Source organism: Vallitalea sediminicola (assembly GCF_054408565.1).
Genome location: NZ_BTPT01000064.1, coordinates 39,686 through 62,331, shown reverse-complemented (window position 1 = coordinate 62,331; position 22,646 = coordinate 39,686). Strand labels below are relative to the sequence as shown.

At 28.1% G+C, this 22,646-nt stretch carries 22 protein-coding genes; 21 read left to right on the top strand and 1 reads right to left on the bottom strand.

The window, feature by feature from the left end; genetic code table 11:
- Positions 1-24 precede the first annotated feature (24 nt).
- The 4 genes from ACX6CF_RS21505 to ACX6CF_RS21490 all read left to right on the top strand — a co-directional run bounded on the left by ACX6CF_RS21505 (position 25) and on the right by ACX6CF_RS21490 (position 5,448).
- Positions 25-1,662: a response regulator transcription factor gene (locus tag ACX6CF_RS21505; RefSeq protein ID WP_458787427.1), complete on the top strand. Its 1,638-nt coding sequence runs from the start codon at positions 25-27 to the stop codon at positions 1,660-1,662.
- Positions 1,663-1,792: 130 nt separating this feature from the next.
- Positions 1,793-3,472 (top strand): extracellular solute-binding protein, encoded by a 1,680-nt coding sequence (locus ACX6CF_RS21500; protein WP_458787426.1) that lies wholly within the window; start codon positions 1,793-1,795, stop codon positions 3,470-3,472.
- A gap of 91 nt (positions 3,473-3,563) precedes the next feature.
- Complete coding sequence (locus tag ACX6CF_RS21495) at positions 3,564-4,526, top strand: ABC transporter permease (RefSeq protein ID WP_458787425.1); 963 nt, start codon at positions 3,564-3,566, stop codon at positions 4,524-4,526.
- 13 nt (positions 4,527-4,539) lie between these two features.
- Positions 4,540-5,448 carry a carbohydrate ABC transporter permease gene (locus ACX6CF_RS21490; RefSeq protein ID WP_458787424.1) on the top strand — a complete coding sequence of 303 codons (909 nt, stop codon included), beginning with the start codon at positions 4,540-4,542 and terminating at the stop codon, positions 5,446-5,448.
- A gap of 79 nt (positions 5,449-5,527) precedes the next feature.
- Here the strand turns inward: ACX6CF_RS21490 and ACX6CF_RS21485 are convergent, their stop codons facing one another.
- On the bottom strand, positions 5,528-6,232 hold the full coding sequence (locus ACX6CF_RS21485; protein WP_458787423.1) for a type II toxin-antitoxin system prevent-host-death family antitoxin: 705 nt from the start codon (positions 6,230-6,232) through the stop codon (positions 5,528-5,530).
- Positions 6,233-6,468: 236 nt separating this feature from the next.
- On the opposite strand from ACX6CF_RS21485, the gene ACX6CF_RS21480 reads away from it, so the two are divergent.
- From ACX6CF_RS21480 to gshAB, 17 genes are all read left to right on the top strand, one after another.
- Positions 6,469-7,419: a hypothetical protein gene (locus ACX6CF_RS21480; RefSeq protein WP_458787422.1), complete on the top strand. Its 951-nt coding sequence runs from the start codon at positions 6,469-6,471 to the stop codon at positions 7,417-7,419.
- Positions 7,420-7,543: 124 nt separating this feature from the next.
- Positions 7,544-8,509 (top strand): TIGR01212 family radical SAM protein, encoded by a 966-nt coding sequence (locus tag ACX6CF_RS21475; RefSeq protein ID WP_458787421.1) that lies wholly within the window; start codon positions 7,544-7,546, stop codon positions 8,507-8,509.
- Between the two features lie 114 nt (positions 8,510-8,623).
- The gene (locus ACX6CF_RS21470) at positions 8,624-10,087 is read left to right on the top strand and encodes an HlyD family efflux transporter periplasmic adaptor subunit (RefSeq protein WP_458787420.1); all 1,464 of its coding nucleotides are present in this window, start codon (positions 8,624-8,626) and stop codon (positions 10,085-10,087) included.
- An 81-nt stretch (positions 10,088-10,168) separates the two neighbouring features.
- Positions 10,169-10,870 carry a YggS family pyridoxal phosphate-dependent enzyme gene (locus tag ACX6CF_RS21465; protein ID WP_458787419.1) on the top strand — a complete coding sequence of 234 codons (702 nt, stop codon included), beginning with the start codon at positions 10,169-10,171 and terminating at the stop codon, positions 10,868-10,870.
- A gap of 6 nt (positions 10,871-10,876) precedes the next feature.
- The gene (locus tag ACX6CF_RS21460) at positions 10,877-11,362 is read left to right on the top strand and encodes a cell division protein SepF (RefSeq protein ID WP_458787418.1); all 486 of its coding nucleotides are present in this window, start codon (positions 10,877-10,879) and stop codon (positions 11,360-11,362) included.
- A 38-nt stretch (positions 11,363-11,400) separates the two neighbouring features.
- Entirely contained in the window at positions 11,401-11,673 is a 273-nt protein-coding gene (locus ACX6CF_RS21455; protein ID WP_458787417.1) for a YggT family protein, read from the top strand.
- A gap of 9 nt (positions 11,674-11,682) precedes the next feature.
- Entirely contained in the window at positions 11,683-12,450 is a 768-nt protein-coding gene (locus tag ACX6CF_RS21450) for a YlmH family RNA-binding protein (protein ID WP_458787416.1), read from the top strand.
- Between the two features lie 10 nt (positions 12,451-12,460).
- Entirely contained in the window at positions 12,461-13,009 is a 549-nt protein-coding gene (locus ACX6CF_RS21445; protein ID WP_458787415.1) for a DivIVA domain-containing protein, read from the top strand.
- 165 nt (positions 13,010-13,174) lie between these two features.
- Entirely contained in the window at positions 13,175-14,254 is a 1,080-nt protein-coding gene (gene aroB / locus ACX6CF_RS21440; protein ID WP_458787414.1) for a 3-dehydroquinate synthase, read from the top strand.
- 11 nt (positions 14,255-14,265) lie between these two features.
- Positions 14,266-14,751 carry a signal peptidase II gene (gene lspA, locus ACX6CF_RS21435; protein WP_458787413.1) on the top strand — a complete coding sequence of 162 codons (486 nt, stop codon included), beginning with the start codon at positions 14,266-14,268 and terminating at the stop codon, positions 14,749-14,751.
- On the top strand, positions 14,751-15,668 hold the full coding sequence (locus ACX6CF_RS21430) for an RluA family pseudouridine synthase (RefSeq protein WP_458787412.1): 918 nt from the start codon (positions 14,751-14,753) through the stop codon (positions 15,666-15,668). Before lspA ends, ACX6CF_RS21430 begins: the two co-directional genes overlap by 1 nt.
- Positions 15,669-15,696: 28 nt before the next feature.
- Positions 15,697-16,302: a pentapeptide repeat-containing protein gene (locus ACX6CF_RS21425; protein WP_458787411.1), complete on the top strand. Its 606-nt coding sequence runs from the start codon at positions 15,697-15,699 to the stop codon at positions 16,300-16,302.
- 349 nt (positions 16,303-16,651) lie between these two features.
- On the top strand, positions 16,652-17,695 hold the full coding sequence (locus ACX6CF_RS21420; RefSeq protein ID WP_458787410.1) for a tyrosine-type recombinase/integrase: 1,044 nt from the start codon (positions 16,652-16,654) through the stop codon (positions 17,693-17,695).
- A gap of 94 nt (positions 17,696-17,789) precedes the next feature.
- Complete coding sequence (locus ACX6CF_RS21415) at positions 17,790-18,464, top strand: Crp/Fnr family transcriptional regulator (protein WP_458787409.1); 675 nt, start codon at positions 17,790-17,792, stop codon at positions 18,462-18,464.
- Between the two features lie 151 nt (positions 18,465-18,615).
- The gene (locus ACX6CF_RS21410) at positions 18,616-19,092 is read left to right on the top strand and encodes a hypothetical protein (RefSeq protein WP_458787408.1); all 477 of its coding nucleotides are present in this window, start codon (positions 18,616-18,618) and stop codon (positions 19,090-19,092) included.
- Positions 19,089-19,793: a permease gene (locus ACX6CF_RS21405; protein WP_458787407.1), complete on the top strand. Its 705-nt coding sequence runs from the start codon at positions 19,089-19,091 to the stop codon at positions 19,791-19,793. The genes ACX6CF_RS21410 and ACX6CF_RS21405 overlap by 4 nt, the downstream gene beginning before the upstream one ends.
- A 268-nt stretch (positions 19,794-20,061) precedes the next feature.
- Positions 20,062-22,416: a bifunctional glutamate--cysteine ligase GshA/glutathione synthetase GshB gene (gene gshAB, locus ACX6CF_RS21400; RefSeq protein ID WP_458787406.1), complete on the top strand. Its 2,355-nt coding sequence runs from the start codon at positions 20,062-20,064 to the stop codon at positions 22,414-22,416.
- Positions 22,417-22,646 lie beyond the last annotated feature (230 nt).

The window sequence follows — 22,646 nt, the reverse complement described above, 5'->3', positions numbered from 1 at the left end:
TATATTTAGTATACAAGGAAACTAATGTATAGATTACTTATTGTTGATGACGAGATAGATGTAGCAGAATATTTTCGTAGGATTCTTGAAGTGAAATCAAATTTACCATTAGAAGTTTATACTTCCTATAATGCAACGGAGGCATTAGAATGTTTGAACAAGACAAGGATCGATATTATTATATCAGACATAAAAATGCCTAGAATTAATGGATTACAAATGTACGAAGAAATTAAAAAGCGATGGCCAAAATGTAAAGTCATTTTTTTAAGTGGTGTATTAGAATTTGATTATGTGTATGAATCAATTCAAAATAGAGATGTGAGATATCTTACTAAATTAGAACCAACATCAAAAATTATATCAACAGTAAAAGAAGTCATAGAAGAAATAGAACATAATTATAAAGAAATTGATGAGATGAAAAAGGTACAAAAACAAATAAAAGAGGCTTTTCCACTATTGCAAAATAAGTATATTCAAAATCTATTATATGGATTATACGATTCGTACAGCGAGGTTCAAAAAAGGTTGAATCAGCTAGAAATATCTATTGAGGTTGATAAAACATTAATTATGGTTGGTGGAATATTTGATGATACATCACAAGATATCAGCTTATCCCAATTGGATAAAAATATTTATTCTTTGAAAACAATAAGCGATAAGTATTTTAGTAAATATTATAATAGCATACATTACATATCTGAACAAAAATATTCAATATGGTTACTTCAGCAGAAGAATGATGATTTGCCTTTACAAAATCAACAGGCTAAATTAAATGGATTACTAGAATATATTCAAGGTTCCATAAGAAAAAATCTTAATATTACCATTACTTTTGTTTACGAAACATCACAGATAAATTTCCAGGATATACCAAAATGTTATAGCAATATAAAAAGAAGGTTAGGTTATAGATCAAAAAATATTAATGAAAGCATAATTACTTTAACAGAGTGTAATAAAGAAGAAGCAATTGATTGTAATAATAATAAAAATAATATAAGCTGCTGCAAACAGCTTAATCGTATCAACGAACTTGAAGGTTACCTTGAGCTAGGACAACAAGATAATTTCTTTTTACTATTAGTTAAAATGACCGATGCATTAATGTATATAGATGATTTGAATAATAGCAATGCACTAGAAATTTATTATAGAATATCGTGTGTTCTATTAAAATATATCAATGAATGGAATATGCAAGGCAACTTGGTTCACCTTATCAATCTTAATAAGTTAACACATATAGATGAACATAGCTCTTGGCAAGAAGCAAGTGAGTACTTAAAAAATCTATCTCAATTAATTTTTGACGAACATTTCAAAAATGAATATATTTGGTCAGATAATGCAATAGCCATTGTCCAAAAATACATATTAGAAAATTTGAATAAAGACCTTTCTCTTATTGTTCTTGCTGAGCAGGTAAATCTTAATCCTTCTTATTTATCAAGATTATTTAAAAGTCATACACATATTAATCTATATGATTATATATTGGAGATGAGAATGTTAAACGCTAAAGACATGTTATTAAAAACAGGTGATAAGATACAAGATATTGCTATAGCAGTGGGATATGAATCAGCTCCATCCTTTACTAGAGTTTTTAGAAAACACACTGGGAGAACACCTACAGATTATAGAGGATAGTGATATTATCCTTGGTAAGTAAAGAAACGGTAACTAATGTAAACATATGCTCGTTGTGTATTTGATGTATAACTTGCTATAATTTTATTGTAAAGAAAAATAGAATTATAAAAATTAGGAGGGTTTTAAAATGGGTAGAAAATTTTTTTCTAAAATGATCTCACTAGTTCTTATTACTTGCATGATGGTTACTTTATTTGCTGGATGTAAAAAAGAAGAAGGTAAAGAAACTGTTAAAAAGGATTCTGAAAACAAACAAGTGGCAGAAGAAATCGATCCTTTGGGTAAGTATGATGAACCTGTTACTGTTACAGTAGCTATCAGAACTGCTGGAACCAACCAAGTTCCTTTTGAAGATTCAATGTGGGACAAAAAGTTTAAGGAGTATGGTATTAATGTTGAAGTTGCTTGGTCAGCTGATGCTAGTCAATATGATAATAGACTTAACACATCCATAGCTTCAGGAGATATACCTGATATTCTACCAGGTATATCAGCGCAACCTATGTCTACACTAGTTCGTGGTGATATGGTATATGATGTGAGTCAAGTGTTTGAATATCTATCACCAACAAATAAAGAATGGTTAACAACAGGAGCTGGAGCAGATGCATTAGAAAGTGTAACCATTGATGGTAAAGTATGTATTATACCAACTAATGTGACTGAACTTATTAATAATTGCTTTCCATTGTTCATAAGAAAAGATTGGCTTGATAATCTAGGTTTAGAAATACCTAAAACAATAGATGACTTCAAGAAAGTTGCGTTGGAGTTCACTAAAAATGATCCTGATAAAAACAATAAGGATGATACATATGGATTAACAATAATGGGGCAAACCAATCTAATAGTTGATTGGGGTGGATTGTATGGTTTCTTTGGAGGTTATGGTGTTCAACCTTGTACTTGGTACGACGGTATGTTGTTTTATTCCAAAGATGATGATGGAAACGCCGTTTGGGATGGAACAAGACCTGAAGTTAAAGAGGGATTACAGTTACTTCAAGATCTATATATAGAAGGAGCCATTGCAAGAGATTTTCCAACTATGGATGGGGTAAAGGTTATGGAAGATTTAAATGGTGGCAAAGCTGGTATGGTATTCGGAGTTAGAGGACTACCAATGTGGGCAATCAACAAGACTATACTTAATGATTCTAATGCAGAATGGTATGCTATGAATATGCCTACAAAAGATGGATCTGATGCTTCAATATTTGCATTTCAACCAGTAAATACAGGATATGCTATTTCAAAAAAATGCAAACATCCTGAAGCAGTCATTAAAATGTTGAACATTGTTACTGCTATGACAGATCCTGAAAGTCCAATGTTTGATCCTGATTATAGAGATACTACTGTAGCTGGACCAATAGTCATTAATATATGTGACCCTGTGTATGAAAGAACTTCAAACGAGACTTTATTTGAAGCGTTGGAGAAAAAAGATAAGACTAATATAGATAAAGCCATGATTGACAATTATGATAAAGTTATGGAATATATTGATACAAAAGATCCAGAGTTATGGAGATTCTGGAATGCATATTATCCTGAAGAAGGTCATGCTTGGTATTTAACATTTGGTCTTAATAAACAAGATATGCTTAAGAAAAATATATGGTGGGCCTTACCTACAGATTCAATGTTAGCATATTTACCAATATATAAAAAATTGGCAGAAGAAACTATGACTAAGATAATAACAAATAATGCACCTGTCACTGAGTGGGATAAAATGGTTGATGAATGGAATGAATTAGGTGGCAATGAAATTACTCAAGAGGTACAAGAAGCATTAAAATAAACCATTGAAGTTAGTCTTATAAATATGCAGAGAGAAATCAAATTCTCTGCATATTTATTATAAGGTAATTATTATATAGGAGGTAGTACATTTGATAGGACAAAAAATTAATGCAGATAAATCCTCTCGTAAATCAAATTATTCTCAAAGTAAATTCAAAAGACAATTGCCATTACACCTGATGATATTTATTCCAGTGATACTAGTAATTATATATTGTTATGGTCCTATGCTAGGTATATTAATAGCATTCCAAGATTATGTACCATCTACTAAAGGTTTCTTTTACTCACTTATCAATGGTAAATGGATAGGACTTGATATGTTTAAATATATATTCAAGATGCCAGATTTTCCATCAATAGTTTGGAACACTTTTTTTATTGCCTCAATGAAAATAATTGCTAAGATAATATTTCCTTTGATATTTGCTCTTTTACTTAATGAAGTCAAAAAAAGCTGGTTCAAGAAATCTGTTCAAACAATAACATTTTTACCTTATTTTTTATCATGGGTAATATTAGGCGGAATGTTATTAGAGATATTTTCACCTCGTACAGGTATTGTAAATCAAATAATTGGATGCTTTGGGATAGAAGCTAAATATTTCTTTGGTAATCCAAAAACATTTCCTTATATGCTTGTACTAACTGATCTTTGGAAGGATATTGGTTTTAATACAATAATATTACTTGCAGCGTTAACATCAATAAACCCAACATTGTATGAAGCTGCAGCAATTGATGGAGCAGGGCGATTAAAGCAGACTATACATATAACTCTTCCTGGTATTTCAAGCATTGTTGTGTTAATTGCCATATTGGGATTAGGAAATATTATGAATGCTGGTTTTGATCAAATATTCGTTTTATATGGTCCTTCGGTTTATTCTAGTGGTGATATCGTTGATACTTATACATACAGAATGGGAATAAATAATGGACAATTCTCTTTAGCAACTGCGGTAGGATTATTTAAATCAGTAGTATCATTTGTGATGTTGACAATTTCTTACTGGATTGCAAACAAATACAGTGATTACAGAATATTTTAAAGGGGGTAATGCTGTGAAGAAAAATACTAAACATGATATATTGATGGGAAATTCTACTTCTCGTAAAGTATTTGTAACTATAAATACAATAATTTTGATACTTATCACTTTTATTACTATACTTCCAATTATACATATCGTATCATTGTCTTTTAGTTCGACTCAAGCGGCAGAAAGTGGTCTTGTAGGGTTACTTCCTGTTCAGTTTTCATTTAAGGCATATGAATCAATATTGGGCAAAACCAGTTTTTATAAAGCATTGATAATTTCTGTAAAACGTGTGCTTATAGGGGTACCATTTAGTTTGTTGTGTACAATTTTAGTAGCTTATCCATTATCAAAAGAAAAAAATAAATTCTCGGCAAGAAAGATATATGTTTGGTTTTTTATTATCACAATGTTGTTTAATGGAGGTTTGATACCGACTTATATAATTGTTAAGTCAACTGGAATAATGAATAAGATTTGGGCATTAATACTTCCCAGTGCAGTATCAGTTTTTAATATATTGATATTGATGAATTTTTTTAGAGAATTGCCAAAAGAATTAGAAGAAGCAGCGTTGATTGACGGTGCAGGTCATATGTCTATACTTACTAAAATATACTTGCCTCTTGCAAAACCTGCACTTGCTACATTAGTATTGTTCATATTCGTATTTCATTGGAATTCATGGTTTGATGGTTTAATGTATATCAATAAGATAGAAAGGATACCACTTCAAACTTATCTGCAACAAGTATTGACTATGCCAGACACAAGATTTATGTCTGTTGATCAATTACAAGAATTAGGTAATGCCAGTAGAAGAACCAATAATGCTGCACAGATAATTATATCTACCATACCAATATTGATTATATATCCATTTTTACAAAAATATTATACTACAGGACTGGTTTTGGGTAGTGTAAAATCATAAATACAGAAACAAAATAATATAGTAATATTTTTAAAGGGGCTTATAATAGCCCCTATTTTACTTTCATTGAAAAGTTACCTTAGAAGATTTGAGAGAGATTAATTTCTAGCCCATCAAATATGTTTGACTTATATACATCGGTTTTATCGATTGTATTACATTTTTGGACTTGCTTATTATTGAAATTCCATTGAATCACATTTTCATTTTTAGTGTCAAAGATTAAATACTCTTTTATACCGGATTGAAGATAAAGATTAAGCTTTTTGACTAAATCATTATTTCTTGTAGATGGAGAGGTCACCTCAACAATCAAATTAGGTATTCCAAAATATCTTTCACCTCGTATATTTTCATGATCACACATAACAAATATATCTGGTTGAACAATATCTTTTGTAGTAGAATTATTAAAATATATATCATAAGGTCCTACATAAGGTTTGCATTTTTTATCTTTGAAATAAGTGTGAAATTCTCCGATTATACAGGAAATAATATGTTGGTGGGTATGACTAGGCGGAATCAATTGATATACAATTCCATCAAGATATTCAAATCTCCCATCAGTATTTTTATAAACTTCAATAAATTCATCATATGTTACTTCAGAGTTATCATATACATAGTCTCCGCTACTATCTTTTATTATATCTCTATACTTGGAATATTTAATAAGTTTTGCAACGGGTTTTTTATTTCTTGTAATCACTATGTCTTCTTTTTGTACTAAGTCAAGATATTTGCCAAAATTAGTTTTGATATCTGTAGAATTAACTATCATTATAAACACTCCTAATTATAAATATTATTTTATTTAATTATATAACACTCAGTTAAATTAATCAATATATACTTATTTATTAATCAATAGTATTTTAATAATTAATTATAATGAAGATAATAGAAATATATATATTTATTCAATTATATAATAATTAATTAAAATGTTATGTAAAATACTTGATAAAAATGATATAATCTAAGTAATATCAATTTATATTAGGAGAAGGATTTATTATGATAAAACAAGTCGATTTATGGAAAATGGAGTTGGATGTAATACCAAAATATCTTTTTTTACGAGATATAGCAAAACAAAAAAAAAAAAATATAGAATTAATTTCTTTAAAACAATCAGTCATGAAAAGTAAATGGGTCAATAATATCGGTAAGCACCAATTGAGTGATGGTTCTTGGGGACCTTTTCATAGTATGAGTCAAAGCATTAATGCGAAAATGACTACAGAACAGGCCTTAAGAAGATTAGTTATACTTGGTCTGGATTCTACTGATGAACCAATGAAAAAAGCGGTAGAATATATGGAAAAACATTTACTTGGAGAATTGGAATTAAGAGATAGAGTAGAAAAGAAACACAATTGGAGATTATTCACACATCTAATTGTAGCTACATGGTTAAGAACTTTAGATTCTAAAAATGTGCTTGCATTAGAAATTGCTAAAGATTGGGCTGATGTCATTATTAGAGCATTTTCATCAGGCACATATGATCTTAGTGACTATAAAGAAGCTTATTATGATATTCATAAGGTTTCTAAAGATAAATATATGTTGAATTTTACAAATTTCTATATTGTTTCACTATTGCCAGGATTACTGCCTAAAGAAATAGAATTAAAATTTATTGATTATATGATGAACAATAAACAAGGTATATATTATATTTACGATAAGCCTCTTAATAGCCTACCAGACAACTTTGACTCTAGACAAGCCAGTAGATATATTAATGCGTATGAATTATTAAGTAACTATACATTTGCTAAAATAAAATTGACAAGTTTCAAAAGATGGTTATTAAATAATATTCAAGAAGATGGTTTGTGGGATATGGGGCAGACTTCAAAAGATAATATGCAGTTTCCATTATCAGAATCATGGCGTAAATCATTAAATAGAAAAATTGATTGTACTCTAAGATTGCAAAGATTATTATATAAAATATAGCTTATATAAAAGGAATTCACTTATATTATTTGAATTATAATAAAGAGCTCCTTTATAACTGTTGAAATAATATCCATAATCAAATATAATATAAGTGATTTATGGATTTGGAGGAAAACTAGAAATGATAGATACAGAAAAACGATTATACTATAGATATTCTGATTATCTGAAGAATAAATATGGTGAAAAAGTATATAAATTACCGATTAACATGGATTTAACTTGTCCTAATAGGGATGGATGTATTGGATATAATGGCTGCATATTTTGTAGTGAAGTAGGCACTGGATTTGAGAGTTTATCTAATACAATGACAGTTGGCAATCAGATTAAAAAGAATATGTCATATATAGAAAAGAGATATAAAGCAAAAAAATTCATTGCATATTTTCAGAACTTTACTAACACATATATGCCCTTAGTAGATTTTGAAAATGCTGTAACAGAGGCTATAGCAGATAGAATAGTAGAAATAGCTATTTCTACTAGACCGGATTGCATTAATGATAAATATTTAGAATTACTTCAAAATATTAAGCGCAAATATCATGTTAATATAACAATAGAATTGGGTTTACAGAGTGTTAACTATTATACGCTTGACAAAATAAATAGAGGTCACTCATTAGCAGAATTTATTGATGCAGTATTAAGAATTAAGAAATACGATTTTGATATATGCACGCATATGATTTTGAATTTACCATGGGATGATGATAGAGATGTAGTAGAAGGTGCTAAGATATTAACAGTACTTGGAGTTAATCAGATTAAGCTTCATTCATTGTATATAGCTAAGAACACAGAACTAGAAAGACTATATAATGAAAATAAAATAACAATTAATTCAAAAGAAGATTATGTTGGAAAGGTTGTTGCATTCTTAGAATACACTGATCCTGATATTGCGATTCAGCGATTAGCAAGTAGAGCACCACAAGAAGATACTGTATTCTGTAATTGGAATACAAGTTGGTGGAAGATAAAAGATGAAATAGAAAATAAAATGATAGAAAATAATACTTATCAAGGTAGATTATGTACTTATCAAAATGGAATAGCATTAAGTAAAAAATTTAGTAAATAAGTAAATCTGATTATATGAATAGGACTTGCATTAAAGTGAAAAATTGGTGTATTATTAAGAGATAGATAATTATTTACTTTAATGACTTCATTCATTTTGATAAGAGGTGTTAAATTGGAGCAAAACAGAAGAAAACAAGTACAAAAAAATAGATCGAGGCGACCAAAGAGAAAAGCACCTAAAAATAAGGGATTAGGGATTGGTACATTTTTTTATCTCCTAATATTTTTCTACTTAATATATAATATCATTTCATTTTTAATTAGTAATGATGTTAATTATGTCTCTGCGGAAAAAGGTAGTATCTATAGCGATGAATTATTTGATGGAATAATACTTAGAAATGAAACGGTTATCAAAAGTACTTCAAATGGGATAGCTAGTTATTATGTACCAGAGGGTAATAAGATAAATATAGATAGTATCGTATGTATGATAGATTCTAATGGAAATTATACAGCTGAAATTAAAAAAGATCTTAATTACATAAATGACAAATTAGCTTATGCAAATAATTGTAATTTACATGAAGACATTAAGAAAAATTTATATACATACACCATGAATTATGATAATGATGCTTTTGGTAATGTTTATGAGTTTAAAGCTAATCTTAATGATACAGTATCTAATATTACTCAATCGCTCTATATTCATGATCAGATAGATCTAGATACAGTGCGTAGCAAAGAATTGTTAGAATCACAGATCAATAATAATGTTAGTGTAATAAAAGCAATAAAAAGTGGCGTTATTTCATATAAGATTGATGGTTACGAAGACTTTAACATTGATAATCTTGATGCTAAGGCGTTATTTGAATTTAAGAATGAAGGAGAAATATGCACGTACAAACAGGAGAGCGTTGAACAAGAGTCACCTTTATTTAAATTAGTAGATAATGATAAGTGGTATATTGTATGTGAGATGAAAGATGATTTAACTGATTTCATTCAAGGGAAAGATAATATATTTATTAATATTATAGAGAAAGATGTAACGATTAAAACTAAGGTATTCAATATAATTGATAATAACAAAAAGGAATATCTTATATTGGAGATAGACAGATATTTTGATCTTATTAAAAGTAGGAAAATCAAATTTCAAATAGTATATGAACAATATGATGGAATAAAAATTCCAAAGACTGCAGTAACTGAAAAAGATTTTGTGAAAATTCCAAAGTCATGTATTGCTAAAAAAGGTAATAATGAAGGGGTATTAAAGAAAACATATGGTGAAAGTTTTGTTGGTGGAGAAAGTGTTGAATTTGTTAAAATAGGTTTTAATCATATTGAGGATGATAATTATTATATACCTGTGAGCGAAGAAGGTCTTCAGTTAAATGATATCTTAGTTGATTCTACAGACAATAATTATACTATTACTGATAAAAAATCTCTAAAAGGAGTATATATCATAAATAAAGGGTATACGAATTTTAAATTGATTGATGAAATCTATGCTGCAGATAGCTATATAATAGTTGAAACCAACACACCTTATGGAATTAGAATATATGACAGGGTTATAGCTGATGCTAGTACTGCAAAAGAGGATGAAATTTTATATTGATTTATAAATTACTAATATAGTAAAATTGTATTAGTCAATAATATTATTTTGTATAGCAATAGATGAAAGGAAGACGGTTACATGGAAAATATAAAAGATAATATTAAGATTGTTCTTGATAATATTGAAAAAGCTGCAAATAAAGTAGGTAGGCAAAAAGAAGAGATAACATTAATAGCTGTATCAAAAACAAAGCCTTTAGAATGTGTTGAAGAGGCACTAAAAAATAATTTAATCAATATGGGAGAAAATAAAGTACAGGAAATAAGGCAAAAATACGATGCATTAGGTAACACAGTGAATTGGCATATGATTGGTCATCTGCAAACTAATAAAGTTAAATATATAGTTGATAAAGTGAGTTTAATTCATTCTGTAGATTCTTTGAAATTAGCTGAAAAGATTAATGCAGAAGCTATAAAAATTAATAAAACATTAAATATACTTATTCAGCTAAATGTTGCACATGAAGACACTAAATTCGGTTTAATGACACAGGAAGTAACTGATTTCATAGTAGCCGTTAGCAAATTATCAAACGTAAGAATAAAAGGCTTGATGACAATAGCTCCTTATGTAATTGATAGTGAAGATAATAGACATATTTTTAGAGAAATTAAGCAATTAGCTGTTGACATAAAAAGGAAAAACATTGATAATGTTAATATGGATATCTTGTCAATGGGGATGACAAATGATTATATGGTTGCCATTGAAGAAGGTTCAACTATGGTTAGAGTAGGGACAGGCATATTTGGCAAAAGAGATTATAATAAGAGGTGATATAGAATGGCAAAATTTATTGATAAGATGATGGATATGATGAAATTAAATGATTATGATGATTATGATGAAGACTATGATTATGAAGATGAAAAAGAAGAACTAGACACTACATCAAATGTTTCTGATCTTAAACATATTAAAGGTTATTCAAAGAAGAAAAGTAATGCTACAAATATTGTTAATTTTCAAACTAATGTTCAAATGGAAGTGGTTGTTATTCAACCAGAAACATATGATGAAGCTCAAGACATATGTGATCATATTAAATCAAAAAAACCAGTTATAATTAATTTGGACAAGATTGATAGAAATATAGCTCAGAGGATAATGGATTTTATTAGTGGATCTTGTTATACACTAAACGGTGATTTACAAAGAGTTACAAATAACATATTTTTAATAGCACCTGAAAATGTTGATATAGCTGGTGATTTTAGAGAAGAACTAAAGTCTAACGGGATTATTTTACCTTGGAAAAGTGAACAATAAATATTCACTTAAAATAGACGGATTAAGGAGTGAATTCCATGTATTACGCATTAAGAACTATAGAGTTATTTTTGTATGCTTTAGAAATACTGATTTTAGTAAGAGTACTATTATCATGGGTTCCAAGAGCATATAATAATCCCTTCGCAAAATTTGTAATTCAAATAACTGAACCAATTTTAGCTCCAATTAAAAAACTTATTGAGAAATCAATCTTCGGTGGAAAAGGGAATGTTTTAGATTTTTCACCTTTGATTGCGTTTTTATTACTTAGAATATTACAATCTCTAGTAAATACCTTAATGAAGTAGGTTATTCTTATGTTAGCTAAAAATGAAGAAACTTTAATTGTTAATAAAATTATTGATAAAGGTAAACTTGCATCATTAAGGCAAATTAATATGTTTACAGATTTCTTGAACATTCATGAGCAAAGCTTATTTATTTCTAACAGAAATCAATTATCAGAAATTAATCATATTTTTTATGGTGGTTATGATTATAGCGAAAGAAAAATTATAGCATTTTATCCAGAATATATTGAAAATGATAATATCAACTATCCTATAGAATTATTGGAAATCTCTCCTAAGAATCAGAAGTTTTCCAATAATTTGACTCACCGTGATTTTTTAGGTGCCATACTGAATCTTGGTATCACAAGAACTAAAATAGGAGATATAATAGTCAAAGATAATTTTGCAATTGTATTTGTTATAAAACCAGTATCTGATTTTATAATATCTAATTTAGAAAAAGTGAAGCAAACAGTAGTTGATATAAAAAAAATACATGTTCTACCCCAAGAAATATTGACTCCAAGTTTTCAACAAATAAAAGGAACAGTTTCATCTATTAGATTGGATTCTTTGGTTTCATTAGCTTTCCCCTTATCTAGAGGCAAAGCATTAGCATTAATAAAGAATAAAAATGTTTATGTAAATAGTAAATTGATCTTATCTCCTTCTTATAATTTATCACAGGGAGATATAGTGTCTGTTAGGGGTATTGGTAAATTCTTATTCTATGATATAGGTAGCAGAACTAAAAAAGATAGGATTTATATTGAACTAAAAAGATATACTTAGGAGGAATGATATGTTAACACCTTTAGACATTGAGGGGAAAAGTTTTAAAAAATCATTATTTGGTTATTCTCCAGCTGAAGTAAAAAACGCACTAGCAGAAATTTTGACAGATTATGAAAAAATGTACAAAGAAAATATTGAATTAAAGGATAAAGTTAACTTATTAAATGAAGGAATAAAGTATTATAAAACTATTGAGGAAACCCTTAAAAATACTTTATTGCTAGCTGAGAAAACTGCTGAAGAAACCAAATCCAATGCTCATAAAAGAGCTGAAATAATTGAAAAAGAAGCTGAAGTCAAGGCTCAAACAATAGTTGAAGACGCTAGAACTGAAGTTTATAGAATAAGTCAAAAAAAAGAGGAACTTATTCAGCAGTACAATGCATCTAAAATACAAATTAGACAATTTCTAAAAGCGCAGCTTGAATTGACTAATAGTAATACTTTAGAAAACAGACCAATTGATATTGAAGCTATTATTGCTAAGACTTCTATAGAAGAAGCCGCTGCAACTGAAATAAATGATATATCAATAAATCAAATAGATAATGAATAAGAAAAAGTATGTTTTTATAGTAAATTTAACTTTCTTATGCTAAAATAAAGTTCGAGAGGCTGTCCTCTAGGACTTTTCTTTTAATCAATATGAAGTTTAACTTTCTACATAATCTACTAATATTGCACTATCATCATGGTGTAAAAAAAAGGAATGACTAAAATTATGAAACAAATTAAAGTGAAAACAACAACAAATAACTATAATATTATCATTAGTAATAATTTTGATTCGCTACAAGATCACCTTTCAAATGTTGGTATGAATAATAAGAAGGTATGCATAATAACAGATGATAATGTCAGTAAATTATATTTAGATGAGGTATGTAATATATTATCTAAAATAACTGATAAGTTATCTTTTATAATAATTCCACATGGTGAAGCTAATAAGAATCTAGAAACAATTAATACGATATATAAGAAAATGATACAAGAAAAGCTTGATAGAGAATCTTATCTAATCGCTCTTGGTGGTGGTGTTACGGGTGATATGGTTGGATATGCCTCAGCCACTTATATGCGAGGTAATAACTTTATTCAGATACCAACAACTTTACTTTCCCAAGTAGATAGTAGTATCGGGGGTAAGACAGGAGTAGATTTTGATGGCTATAAAAATATTATTGGTGCGTTCCATCAGCCTAAATTAGTATACATTAATACTAATACATTGTTAACATTACCTAAGAGAGAAATAAGTGCTGGGATGGGTGAAATTATAAAACATGGACTGATAGCCAGTAAAGAATATTTTAATTTTATTAAAGCAAATAGTTCAAGAATAATGAATCTAGACCATGGAATTATGGAACAACTTATATATGAATCTTGTGTTATAAAAAGTGATGTTGTTTCAATGGATGAAAAAGAAAAAGGGATTAGGGCTACTCTTAATTTTGGTCATACAATTGGTCATGCTGTTGAGAGATTATTTGATTTTAATCTGTTGCATGGTGAATGTGTGGCTCTAGGCATGGTATCAGCAGCATTTCTATCTTATTTATTAAATCAGATAGATAGTAACGAATTAGATGATATAAAATCTTGTATACAAAGTTTTGAATTACCAATAAAAATAGATAAGTTAGATGAACATACAATATTTGATGAATTATATCATGACAAAAAAACTAAAAACAATGAATTGAATTTTATACTACTGGATGGAATAGGATCATGTGAAATTAGAAATGATCTTGACAAAGAAGCAATAATTAAAGCAATTAAATATATTATATAAGGAGATATATAATGATAGTAATGTCCATAAGTGTTTTATTACTTATAGCTTTAGACCAATTAACAAAGTATTTAACAGTGGTGAATATTTCTGAAGGAACATATATCCCAATACTAAATGATATCTTTGGTTTAACTTACGTAAAAAACCCAGGAGCAGCATTTGGTATGTTACAAGAACAAATCTGGTTGTTTATAATATTTACGACAATCATTCTAATCGGTATATTTTATTTTTATAACAAAATACCAAAAAGCAAAAAATATTATCCTATTAGATTTACTATGATTTTATTTATAGCTGGAGCTATTGGTAATTTTGCAGATAGAATTAGATTAAAATATGTTGTTGACATGTTATATTTTAAGTTAATAGATTTTCCAGTATTTAATATGGCTGACTGCTATGTAGTTGTTGGTGCTATTTTATTAATAGCATTGATGATTTTTAAATACAAAGATGAAGATTTTGCTTTTATGAAGAGGAGTAATAAATAATGAACAGTTATACATTTTTGATTCAAATAGAAGATGTTGGAATAAGAATAGATAAATATTTAACAGATAGGTTGCCAGAGTATTCTAGGTCATTTATCCAAAAATTAATAAAAGAAAATAATCTTACTGTAAATAATAATGTGATAAAATCAAATTATAAATTAAGATTAGAAGATGAAATAATAATTGTTATACCTGAACCGAAAGAGCTTGATATTGTTGCAGAGAATATACCTCTTGATATTGTATATGAAGATAAAGATGTAATACTAGTTAATAAACCTCAAGGTATGGTTGTTCATCCTGCGCCAGGTCATTATACAGGAACGTTGGTTAACGCTATCATGTACCATTGCAAAGAAGACTTGTCAGGAATTAATGGAGTAATGAGACCTGGCATAGTTCATCGTATAGACAAAGATACATCAGGTGTGCTCATAGTATGTAAGAATGATAATGCTCACGAAAGTATAGCTAAACAATTAAAAGAGCATACAATAACTAGAAAATATAATGCGATAGTTTATAATAATGTAAAAGAAGATGAAGGTATAATCAATGAGCCTGTAGGTCGCCATCAAGTTAATCGTAAAAGAATGGCGATTAATCCTATTAGTGGAAAAGAAGCAATAACACATTACAGAGTTATTGAAAGGATTAACCATTTTACTTATGTTGAGTTACAACTTGAAACTGGAAGAACCCACCAGATTAGAGTTCATATGACAAATATAAATCATCCTTTATTGGGTGATCCAGTTTATGGACCTAAAAGTGATAGGTTCAAACTAAAAGGACAAGCTCTACATGCTAGAGTATTAGGGTTTGTACATCCTACTACCAAAGAGTATATGGAATTTGAAGCTCCTTTACCAAATTATTTTACTAGTTTATTAAAAAAAATAAGAAATATGTAGTTGTGAATATGAGAGGAAAGAATAATTAATGAAAATAACAAGCAACAATAAATACGAGGATTGCGATTTCAATGATATAAATTTGGAGTTCTTGGACATACATAAATCTTCGTTCACTAATTGTACTTTTAGAAATGCTAAATTAGATGAATCAATTATCAAGAGTTGTGAATTCATAAAATGTGATTTTAAATCTTCAAGACTTAATGTATCAGATATAAAGAATTCTGCATTTCTAAATTGTAAGTTTGGTTTTGCTGATTTATTCGGAGCTAAATTTACTGATTGTAAAATGGTAGGTTCTACATTTGATGAATCTAATTTATTGGGGGTGGTTATAGTTAGAGGTGATTTTTCATATACCAACCTGAAATTTCATGATTTCAAAGGATTGGATCTTAGTGAAGTTAATTTAACTAGAGCTGATCTGACTGGATGTAATTTGGAAAAAGTTATATTCAATGGAGCAAAGCTAAGTTATACTAATTTACATAAAGCTAAATTAAAGGGTTGTGATTTCAGAGAAGCAATTATTGAAGGAATAAATCTATCAGAACTAGATTTACATAATGTAAAACTGGATATAGCAGGGTGTATGTTATTAGCTACCTCTTTTGGTGCGAAAGTGGAATAAAGATGTGTAATATTTTATGAAGGTCGAAAATGTCAATTTACGAGTTGATGTTTTTTTGACTTTATATATATCATCATATCTTGTAAAATATACGAACTCGACACAGTTAAATATACGAACTCATTTATTATGTAGCATATTTACAATATAAGAATAAGTCTTAACCCTAGTAAATATGCTGTTTTTAGATATTTTATTGAAGTTCTTATATTATTTACTATATGAACAGCATCATATAACAATGTAAAATTAAAATGGATATGATAATACCCCTTGGCATACGAATGGTTTACCATAAATATATTATGTAAACAAGAACTGATATTTACAAATAAAGGAGAAATAAATTATGAATCTTGAACCTAATATTATTGATATGACAATGATAATAGAAAAATACATTAACCATCTAAAAATAAATAGACTTTCTAATGCTACTATTAAAAATTATAAAGTCACGCTTAATCAATTCATAAATTTTATAATAGAAAATAGAGGAACACAGTATATTGAAGAAGATAATATAAAAAAAGTTGTAGATAGTTTTTTAGAAGAAATTGATAAAGATGAATATAATTATCAGACAAGAAGTATTAATGCAAAAAGAAATACATTAACGGGTTTGTTCAAGTTTGCTAATGAAGAAGAACTAGTTCATATTAGTGTAACTCATAAATTAAAATCTCTTAAAGTCGATGCTACCAGAGAAAAACCTATACTTAGTAAAGATGAAATCAATAAGATTTTAAGATTTTTAGAAAATGATGTAAGTATTGAAACTAGAAAAGAATACGATATATTAGAAGATAAATATAATAATACATATTATAAAATCAGAAATAGATTTTTGTTCAACTTATTTTTATATACTGGACTAAGAATTTCTGAAACTGCAAAAGTTATGTGGGATGATATTAACCTTGAAAGTAAATTACTAACTGTAACGGGTAAAGGAAATAAAACTAGATGGATTCCATTAAATAGCAAACTGATGTTTGAATATTTCAAATACAAAACGGCTATAGAACGCATAGAAAAATCAGCTGCTAGAGAAAACATTAAGTTGAACAGATTAATTTATAAAAGCGTATATTTATTTCCTTCTCTTTATAAAACGGATGATGATTTACCTATTTCTACTAGAAGGATTACTATAATAATAAAGGATTTATTAGAAAGAGCAGAAATTAATACTAAAAGAAATAATAATAAAAAGATAACGCCTCATAGCTTGAGACATACTTTTGCAACTTATCTATTAGATAGTGGGGTACCCGTAAGAATTGTCAGCGATATTCTTGGACATAGTCGAACAAGTACTACATTTGATAATTATATTCAAATTATTAATAAAAACAGAATGTTTGATGAAATCGAAAAATTAATATATTAATATATGCGTCCGTTGGTTTACCATAATAATATTATGTCAACCATAATTATATACTAATAGAAATAACTAAATATTTAAATAGGAGGTAATTGTTATGGAAGAACATATCCTTAAATTAAAACATTGTGAATTGTTTAGTGAGTTTACTGTACAAGAGATAGAATTCTTACTAAAAGATATTAACTATAATATAAAAAAATATAGTAAAGATGAAATAATTGCTTTAGAAGGTGAAGAAGCAAATGAAGTAGGGATTGTTTTATCTGGGACATTAACAATAAATAAGTTATACCAAGATGGAAAACAAATGAATGTAAGACAAATGTTATCTGGTCACCTTCTTGGGTTTGCGCTTGTGTTCTCAGAATCAAAATATTTTCCAAGTACACTTATTGCGGGTGGAGATACTACAATTATCTTTATAAATCATAAAGATATTATTGACTTGTGTTTTACAAATAAAATATTCTTGAGTAATTATTTGAAGATAATTTCCGATCAACTAGTGTATCTTAGCGATAAAATAAAACTTATTAATTATAGTACTATCAGAAAAAAAGTTATTAATTATTTATTAAAAGAATATAATAATCAAAAAAATCTATTGATTAAATTATCTGTTTCTAGGAAAGAAATGGCAGAGACGCTGGGAGTTTCTAGACCTGCTTTATCCAATGAAATGATTAACATGAAAAAAGATGGGTTGATTAAATATGATAATAACATAATAGAAATACTTGACATCATAAAATTAAAAAGTGACCTATAGCTTTAATCAAGAGTTCCTTATGATTAATGAATGAAGCTAAAATATTACAGCCCTTTAGAAAATATTCTGAAGAGCTGTAATATTTATTACGGTTATTTGTAATAAAAACCATTATACTTCTTATTATATAATCATAAGGGAGTGAACATAAATGACAACTATTATTCTGTTTATTATTGCTATAGGTGCTCTTATCATATCTTTATTCAAAGATAGACTAAAAACATTGAATTCCATAAAAAGTGCAAAAGGTATGATGAAAGGTATGCTATCTGATATAATAGGTGTTTTACTGTTAATCGGACTTATTTTATCTCTTGTACCACCAGAAAAAATTGAAAGTTTAATAGGAAATGGTAGTGGCTTTTTTGCAACAATAGGTGCTGCTCTAGTTGGTACAATAACTTTAATTCCAGCATTTGTAGCTTTTCCTCTTATTGGGTCACTTAAGGCTAATGGAGCAGGTATAATTACTTTGACAGCTTTTTTAACTACATTGACTATGGTAGGATTCGTTACATTTCCCCTAGAAAGTAAAACATTTGGTAGAAAATTTGCTGTTAAAAGAAATCTACTGAGCTTTATTTTTGCAATAATAATCGCTGTAGGTCTGGGGGTAATATTATGATAAAAAAACTTTTAAACCATAAGATATTATTAATAGCTATTATTGGTTATGCCTGTGTGTTTACCATTAATAGTGAAGTCGGAATAAGAGCATTAAAAGAAAGCAAGTATTATTTTTTGGAAATGATTCAGATACTACCGCCCATATTCATATTAACATCTCTTATTCAGACTTGGGTTCCAACCAAAGTTATTATGGATAATTTTGGAAATGGTTCTGGAATAAAAGGTAAAGTAATTTCATTTGCTATTGGTTCGTTGTCAGCTGGCCCTATTTATGCAGCATTTCCGGTATGTAAAACACTGGTTAAAAAAGGGGCGAGTATTGATAATATTGTTATAATACTTAGTTCTTGGGCTGTAATTAAACTGCCAATGCTTATTAATGAAGCGAAATTCATGGGTATCAATTATATGATTGTTAGATGGATATTAACACTAATTGCAATAATCATTATGGCTAGAATCATGAAATTATGGACAGGAAATGATGATATAAGTGCCAAGGAAGAAGAACATAATGAAGAGATTATTATAGATAAAAATATATGTGTATTATGCGGAAACTGTGCAAGGAAATATCCTGACATTTATATTAAGAAAAATAAGGAAATAATTATTGAAAAAGCCTCGTTGAAAACATTGAACAATGATGAAATTGAAGAATTAAAATCATGCTGTCCTTTCGGAGCAATTCAATAAAAGGTAGAGATTGATATGCTTCACCAGCTAAAATAATAATAGAATCCGTTTCAGAAGCTTTAAATTTAGCATAATCTAAATTAAAGCTTTTTTCTATTATTTATAATTGTATATCTATATATTCAAATATTTATAAAAAAACCTTTCATATAAATTAATATATATGTATAATATAGAAAGGTAGATATATACATAAAAAGGCGTATACTATAAAGTATTTAATAAAGTGAGTTACTTTCATTTATGCCCCTAAACAAGGAGTGAAACAATGCTTGAATTAAACAAAGAATTAATGGAATTAATAACAGTTAATAAACTAGGGAAAAACTTATTATCTGGGAATTTTGGTATAGAAAAAGAAAATATACGAGTTAATCATGATGGAAAGTTAGCAATAACACCACATCCTGAATTGTTTGGAGATAAATTAGAGAACCCTTATGTTACTACAGATTTTTCAGAAAGCCAGGTTGAGATGATAACGCCAACCGTTGATTCATTAGAAGAGGTATACAGCTTTCTGGAAACTCTACAAAACATGGTATCATTAAGCTTGGAAGATGAATTATTATGGCCACAAAGTTTGCCACCTATTTTGCCTGCAGAAAAAGATATACCATTGGCTAATTACAATACAGATGAAATACTTATTAAAGACAATGCCAATCTTTATCGAGAATATTTAGCTAATAAATATGGTAGGAAAAAACAAATGATTTCTGGTATACATTATAATTTTTCCTTTAAAGATAGTTTTCTGAATAAGTTATATGAAAATACTTCCAAGGATACGACATTCAGGGAATTCAAAGATACATTATACATGAAAATGGTACGTAACATAACAAAGTATAGTTGGTTCATCATTAGATTATTAGGTAGTAGTCCAGCTATTCATGAATCATATATTGATTATTGTAAAAAATGTTCAAAATTAGGTAAGCTAGATAACTCTGAATGCGATTTTACAGCATCTATAAGAAACGGAAAATGTGGATACAATAATATTGACAATTTTTATATAACTCTAGATAGCTTGGACGATTATATAGAAGGGCTTCGAAAGCTGATTGATTCTGGAAATTTGATTAGTTCAAAAGAATATTACAGTGTAATACGTCCTAAGAGCAATAAAGGTAATTTAAGTGCTTTAGAAGAGCATGGTATAGATTATCTGGAACTTCGTTTATTGGATATTAATCCTTTATTTAAATTAGGAATCAGTATGGATGATTTATATTTGATACATTTATTTATGATATTCGCAGTATTGGTAGATGATGATTATATGGATGAAATATTGTTCAATGATTCTATCAAGAACAATCAGAAAGTAGCAGATAAAGGTAGAAAGAAACATCTTGAAATTATTTATAAAGGGCAAAAAACATCTGTAGAATCTCTATCATTAGAGGTTATCAGTACATTAAGGGAAATAATTGCACTAATGGATACAAAAAAAGATTTTCTCAATGGTATTATTGATAAGTATGAAGAGATGATATTAGAGCATGAAAAACTATATTCAAGTATATTGTCCGGGCAGATAAAACAACAAGGTTTCATAAAATTTCATTTAGATAAAGCGATTAAGTATTTAGAAAATAGTAAATCACAAAAATTCAATTTTATTGGATACGAAGATATGGAACTCTCTACTCAGATTTTGATGTTAGATTCAATAAAAAGGGGAGTTAAGGTTAATATATTAGATCGAAATGAAAACTTTATAGAATTATCTTATAGAGGAAAAAAAGAATACGTAAAACAAGCAACAAAAACATCTAAAGACACTTATAGTACTGTATTGATTATGGAGAATAAATTAGTTACTAAAAAGATTCTTGAAAAATCAGGAATAATAGTGCCTGGAGGAGATGTATACACTAATATTGAAAAAGCCATAGACGATTATTATAAGTATAAAGATAAAAATATAGTTATAAAACCTAACTCAACCAATTTTGGTATTGGTATAACGATTTTTAAAAGTATATTTACGGAACAAGACTATGAGACAGCACTAAAACTAGCATTAGAAAAGGATAGTACAATTTTAGTAGAAGAATTTATTGAAGGTAAAGAATATAGAGTTTTCGTAATTGATAATGAAGTTGTTGGAGTACTTAGAAGAGTTCCTGCTAATGTAATCGGAGATAGTAAAAGTTCTATAAGGGAATTAGTCGCCCAAAAGAATACAGATCCTCTAAGAGGCAAAGGATATAGAAAACCTCTTGAGAAAATTAAATTGGATATCTCAGAAAAAATGTTTTTAGCTCAACAAGAACTAGACTTTGATTCTATTTTAGAAAATAATCAAATTGTGTATCTAAGAGAGAATTCAAACATTAGTACAGGTGGTGATAGCATTGATTATACAGATGATATCTCTCATTCTCTCAAGGCAATAGCAGTAGATGCTGCAAAAGCAGTTGGTGCTTCTATAGTGGGAGTAGATTTGATAACCCAAGACATCACTGGAGATGCTAATGATAATTATGGAATTATTGAATTGAATTTTAATCCTGCTATTCATATTCATTGTTACCCATATATCGGTGAAAATAGAAAATTAGGTGAGAAAATATTAGATTTATTAGGTTTCTATACTACTGACAATTAATTTAATTGAATTACTATAAAACATTAAAATATCAAATAAATAAAATCGCAAAAAACAATATATGACATTGTTTTTTGCGATTTTTTATATAATAATTAATCGGGAATACGTATTGACACTAATTTCATTAGAATATATAATTATTTTAAGTGTGTAATTAATATCATACATCTTTAATTATTAATTTATGACTATTATTTTTACTCTGTACTTAATGATTAAAAATCGTA

Coding starts and splice junctions, on each gene's coding strand:
- aroB (WP_458787414.1), top strand. CDS start 13,175: ATGAAACAAATTAAAGTGAAAACAACAACAAATAACTATAATATTATC.
- ACX6CF_RS21460 (WP_458787418.1), top strand. CDS start 10,877: ATGGCAAAATTTATTGATAAGATGATGGATATGATGAAATTAAATGAT.
- lspA (WP_458787413.1), top strand. CDS start 14,266: ATGATAGTAATGTCCATAAGTGTTTTATTACTTATAGCTTTAGACCAA.
- ACX6CF_RS21445 (WP_458787415.1), top strand. CDS start 12,461: ATGTTAACACCTTTAGACATTGAGGGGAAAAGTTTTAAAAAATCATTA.
- ACX6CF_RS21455 (WP_458787417.1), top strand. CDS start 11,401: ATGTATTACGCATTAAGAACTATAGAGTTATTTTTGTATGCTTTAGAA.
- gshAB (WP_458787406.1), top strand. CDS start 20,062: ATGCTTGAATTAAACAAAGAATTAATGGAATTAATAACAGTTAATAAA.
- ACX6CF_RS21420 (WP_458787410.1), top strand. CDS start 16,652: ATGAATCTTGAACCTAATATTATTGATATGACAATGATAATAGAAAAA.
- ACX6CF_RS21505 (WP_458787427.1), top strand. CDS start 25: ATGTATAGATTACTTATTGTTGATGACGAGATAGATGTAGCAGAATAT.
- ACX6CF_RS21465 (WP_458787419.1), top strand. CDS start 10,169: ATGGAAAATATAAAAGATAATATTAAGATTGTTCTTGATAATATTGAA.
- ACX6CF_RS21485 (WP_458787423.1), bottom strand. CDS start 6,232: ATGATAGTTAATTCTACAGATATCAAAACTAATTTTGGCAAATATCTT.
- ACX6CF_RS21450 (WP_458787416.1), top strand. CDS start 11,683: ATGTTAGCTAAAAATGAAGAAACTTTAATTGTTAATAAAATTATTGAT.
- ACX6CF_RS21430 (WP_458787412.1), top strand. CDS start 14,751: ATGAACAGTTATACATTTTTGATTCAAATAGAAGATGTTGGAATAAGA.
- ACX6CF_RS21405 (WP_458787407.1), top strand. CDS start 19,089: ATGATAAAAAAACTTTTAAACCATAAGATATTATTAATAGCTATTATT.
- ACX6CF_RS21415 (WP_458787409.1), top strand. CDS start 17,790: ATGGAAGAACATATCCTTAAATTAAAACATTGTGAATTGTTTAGTGAG.
- ACX6CF_RS21475 (WP_458787421.1), top strand. CDS start 7,544: ATGATAGATACAGAAAAACGATTATACTATAGATATTCTGATTATCTG.
- ACX6CF_RS21500 (WP_458787426.1), top strand. CDS start 1,793: ATGGGTAGAAAATTTTTTTCTAAAATGATCTCACTAGTTCTTATTACT.
- ACX6CF_RS21480 (WP_458787422.1), top strand. CDS start 6,469: ATGATAAAACAAGTCGATTTATGGAAAATGGAGTTGGATGTAATACCA.
- ACX6CF_RS21425 (WP_458787411.1), top strand. CDS start 15,697: ATGAAAATAACAAGCAACAATAAATACGAGGATTGCGATTTCAATGAT.
- ACX6CF_RS21410 (WP_458787408.1), top strand. CDS start 18,616: ATGACAACTATTATTCTGTTTATTATTGCTATAGGTGCTCTTATCATA.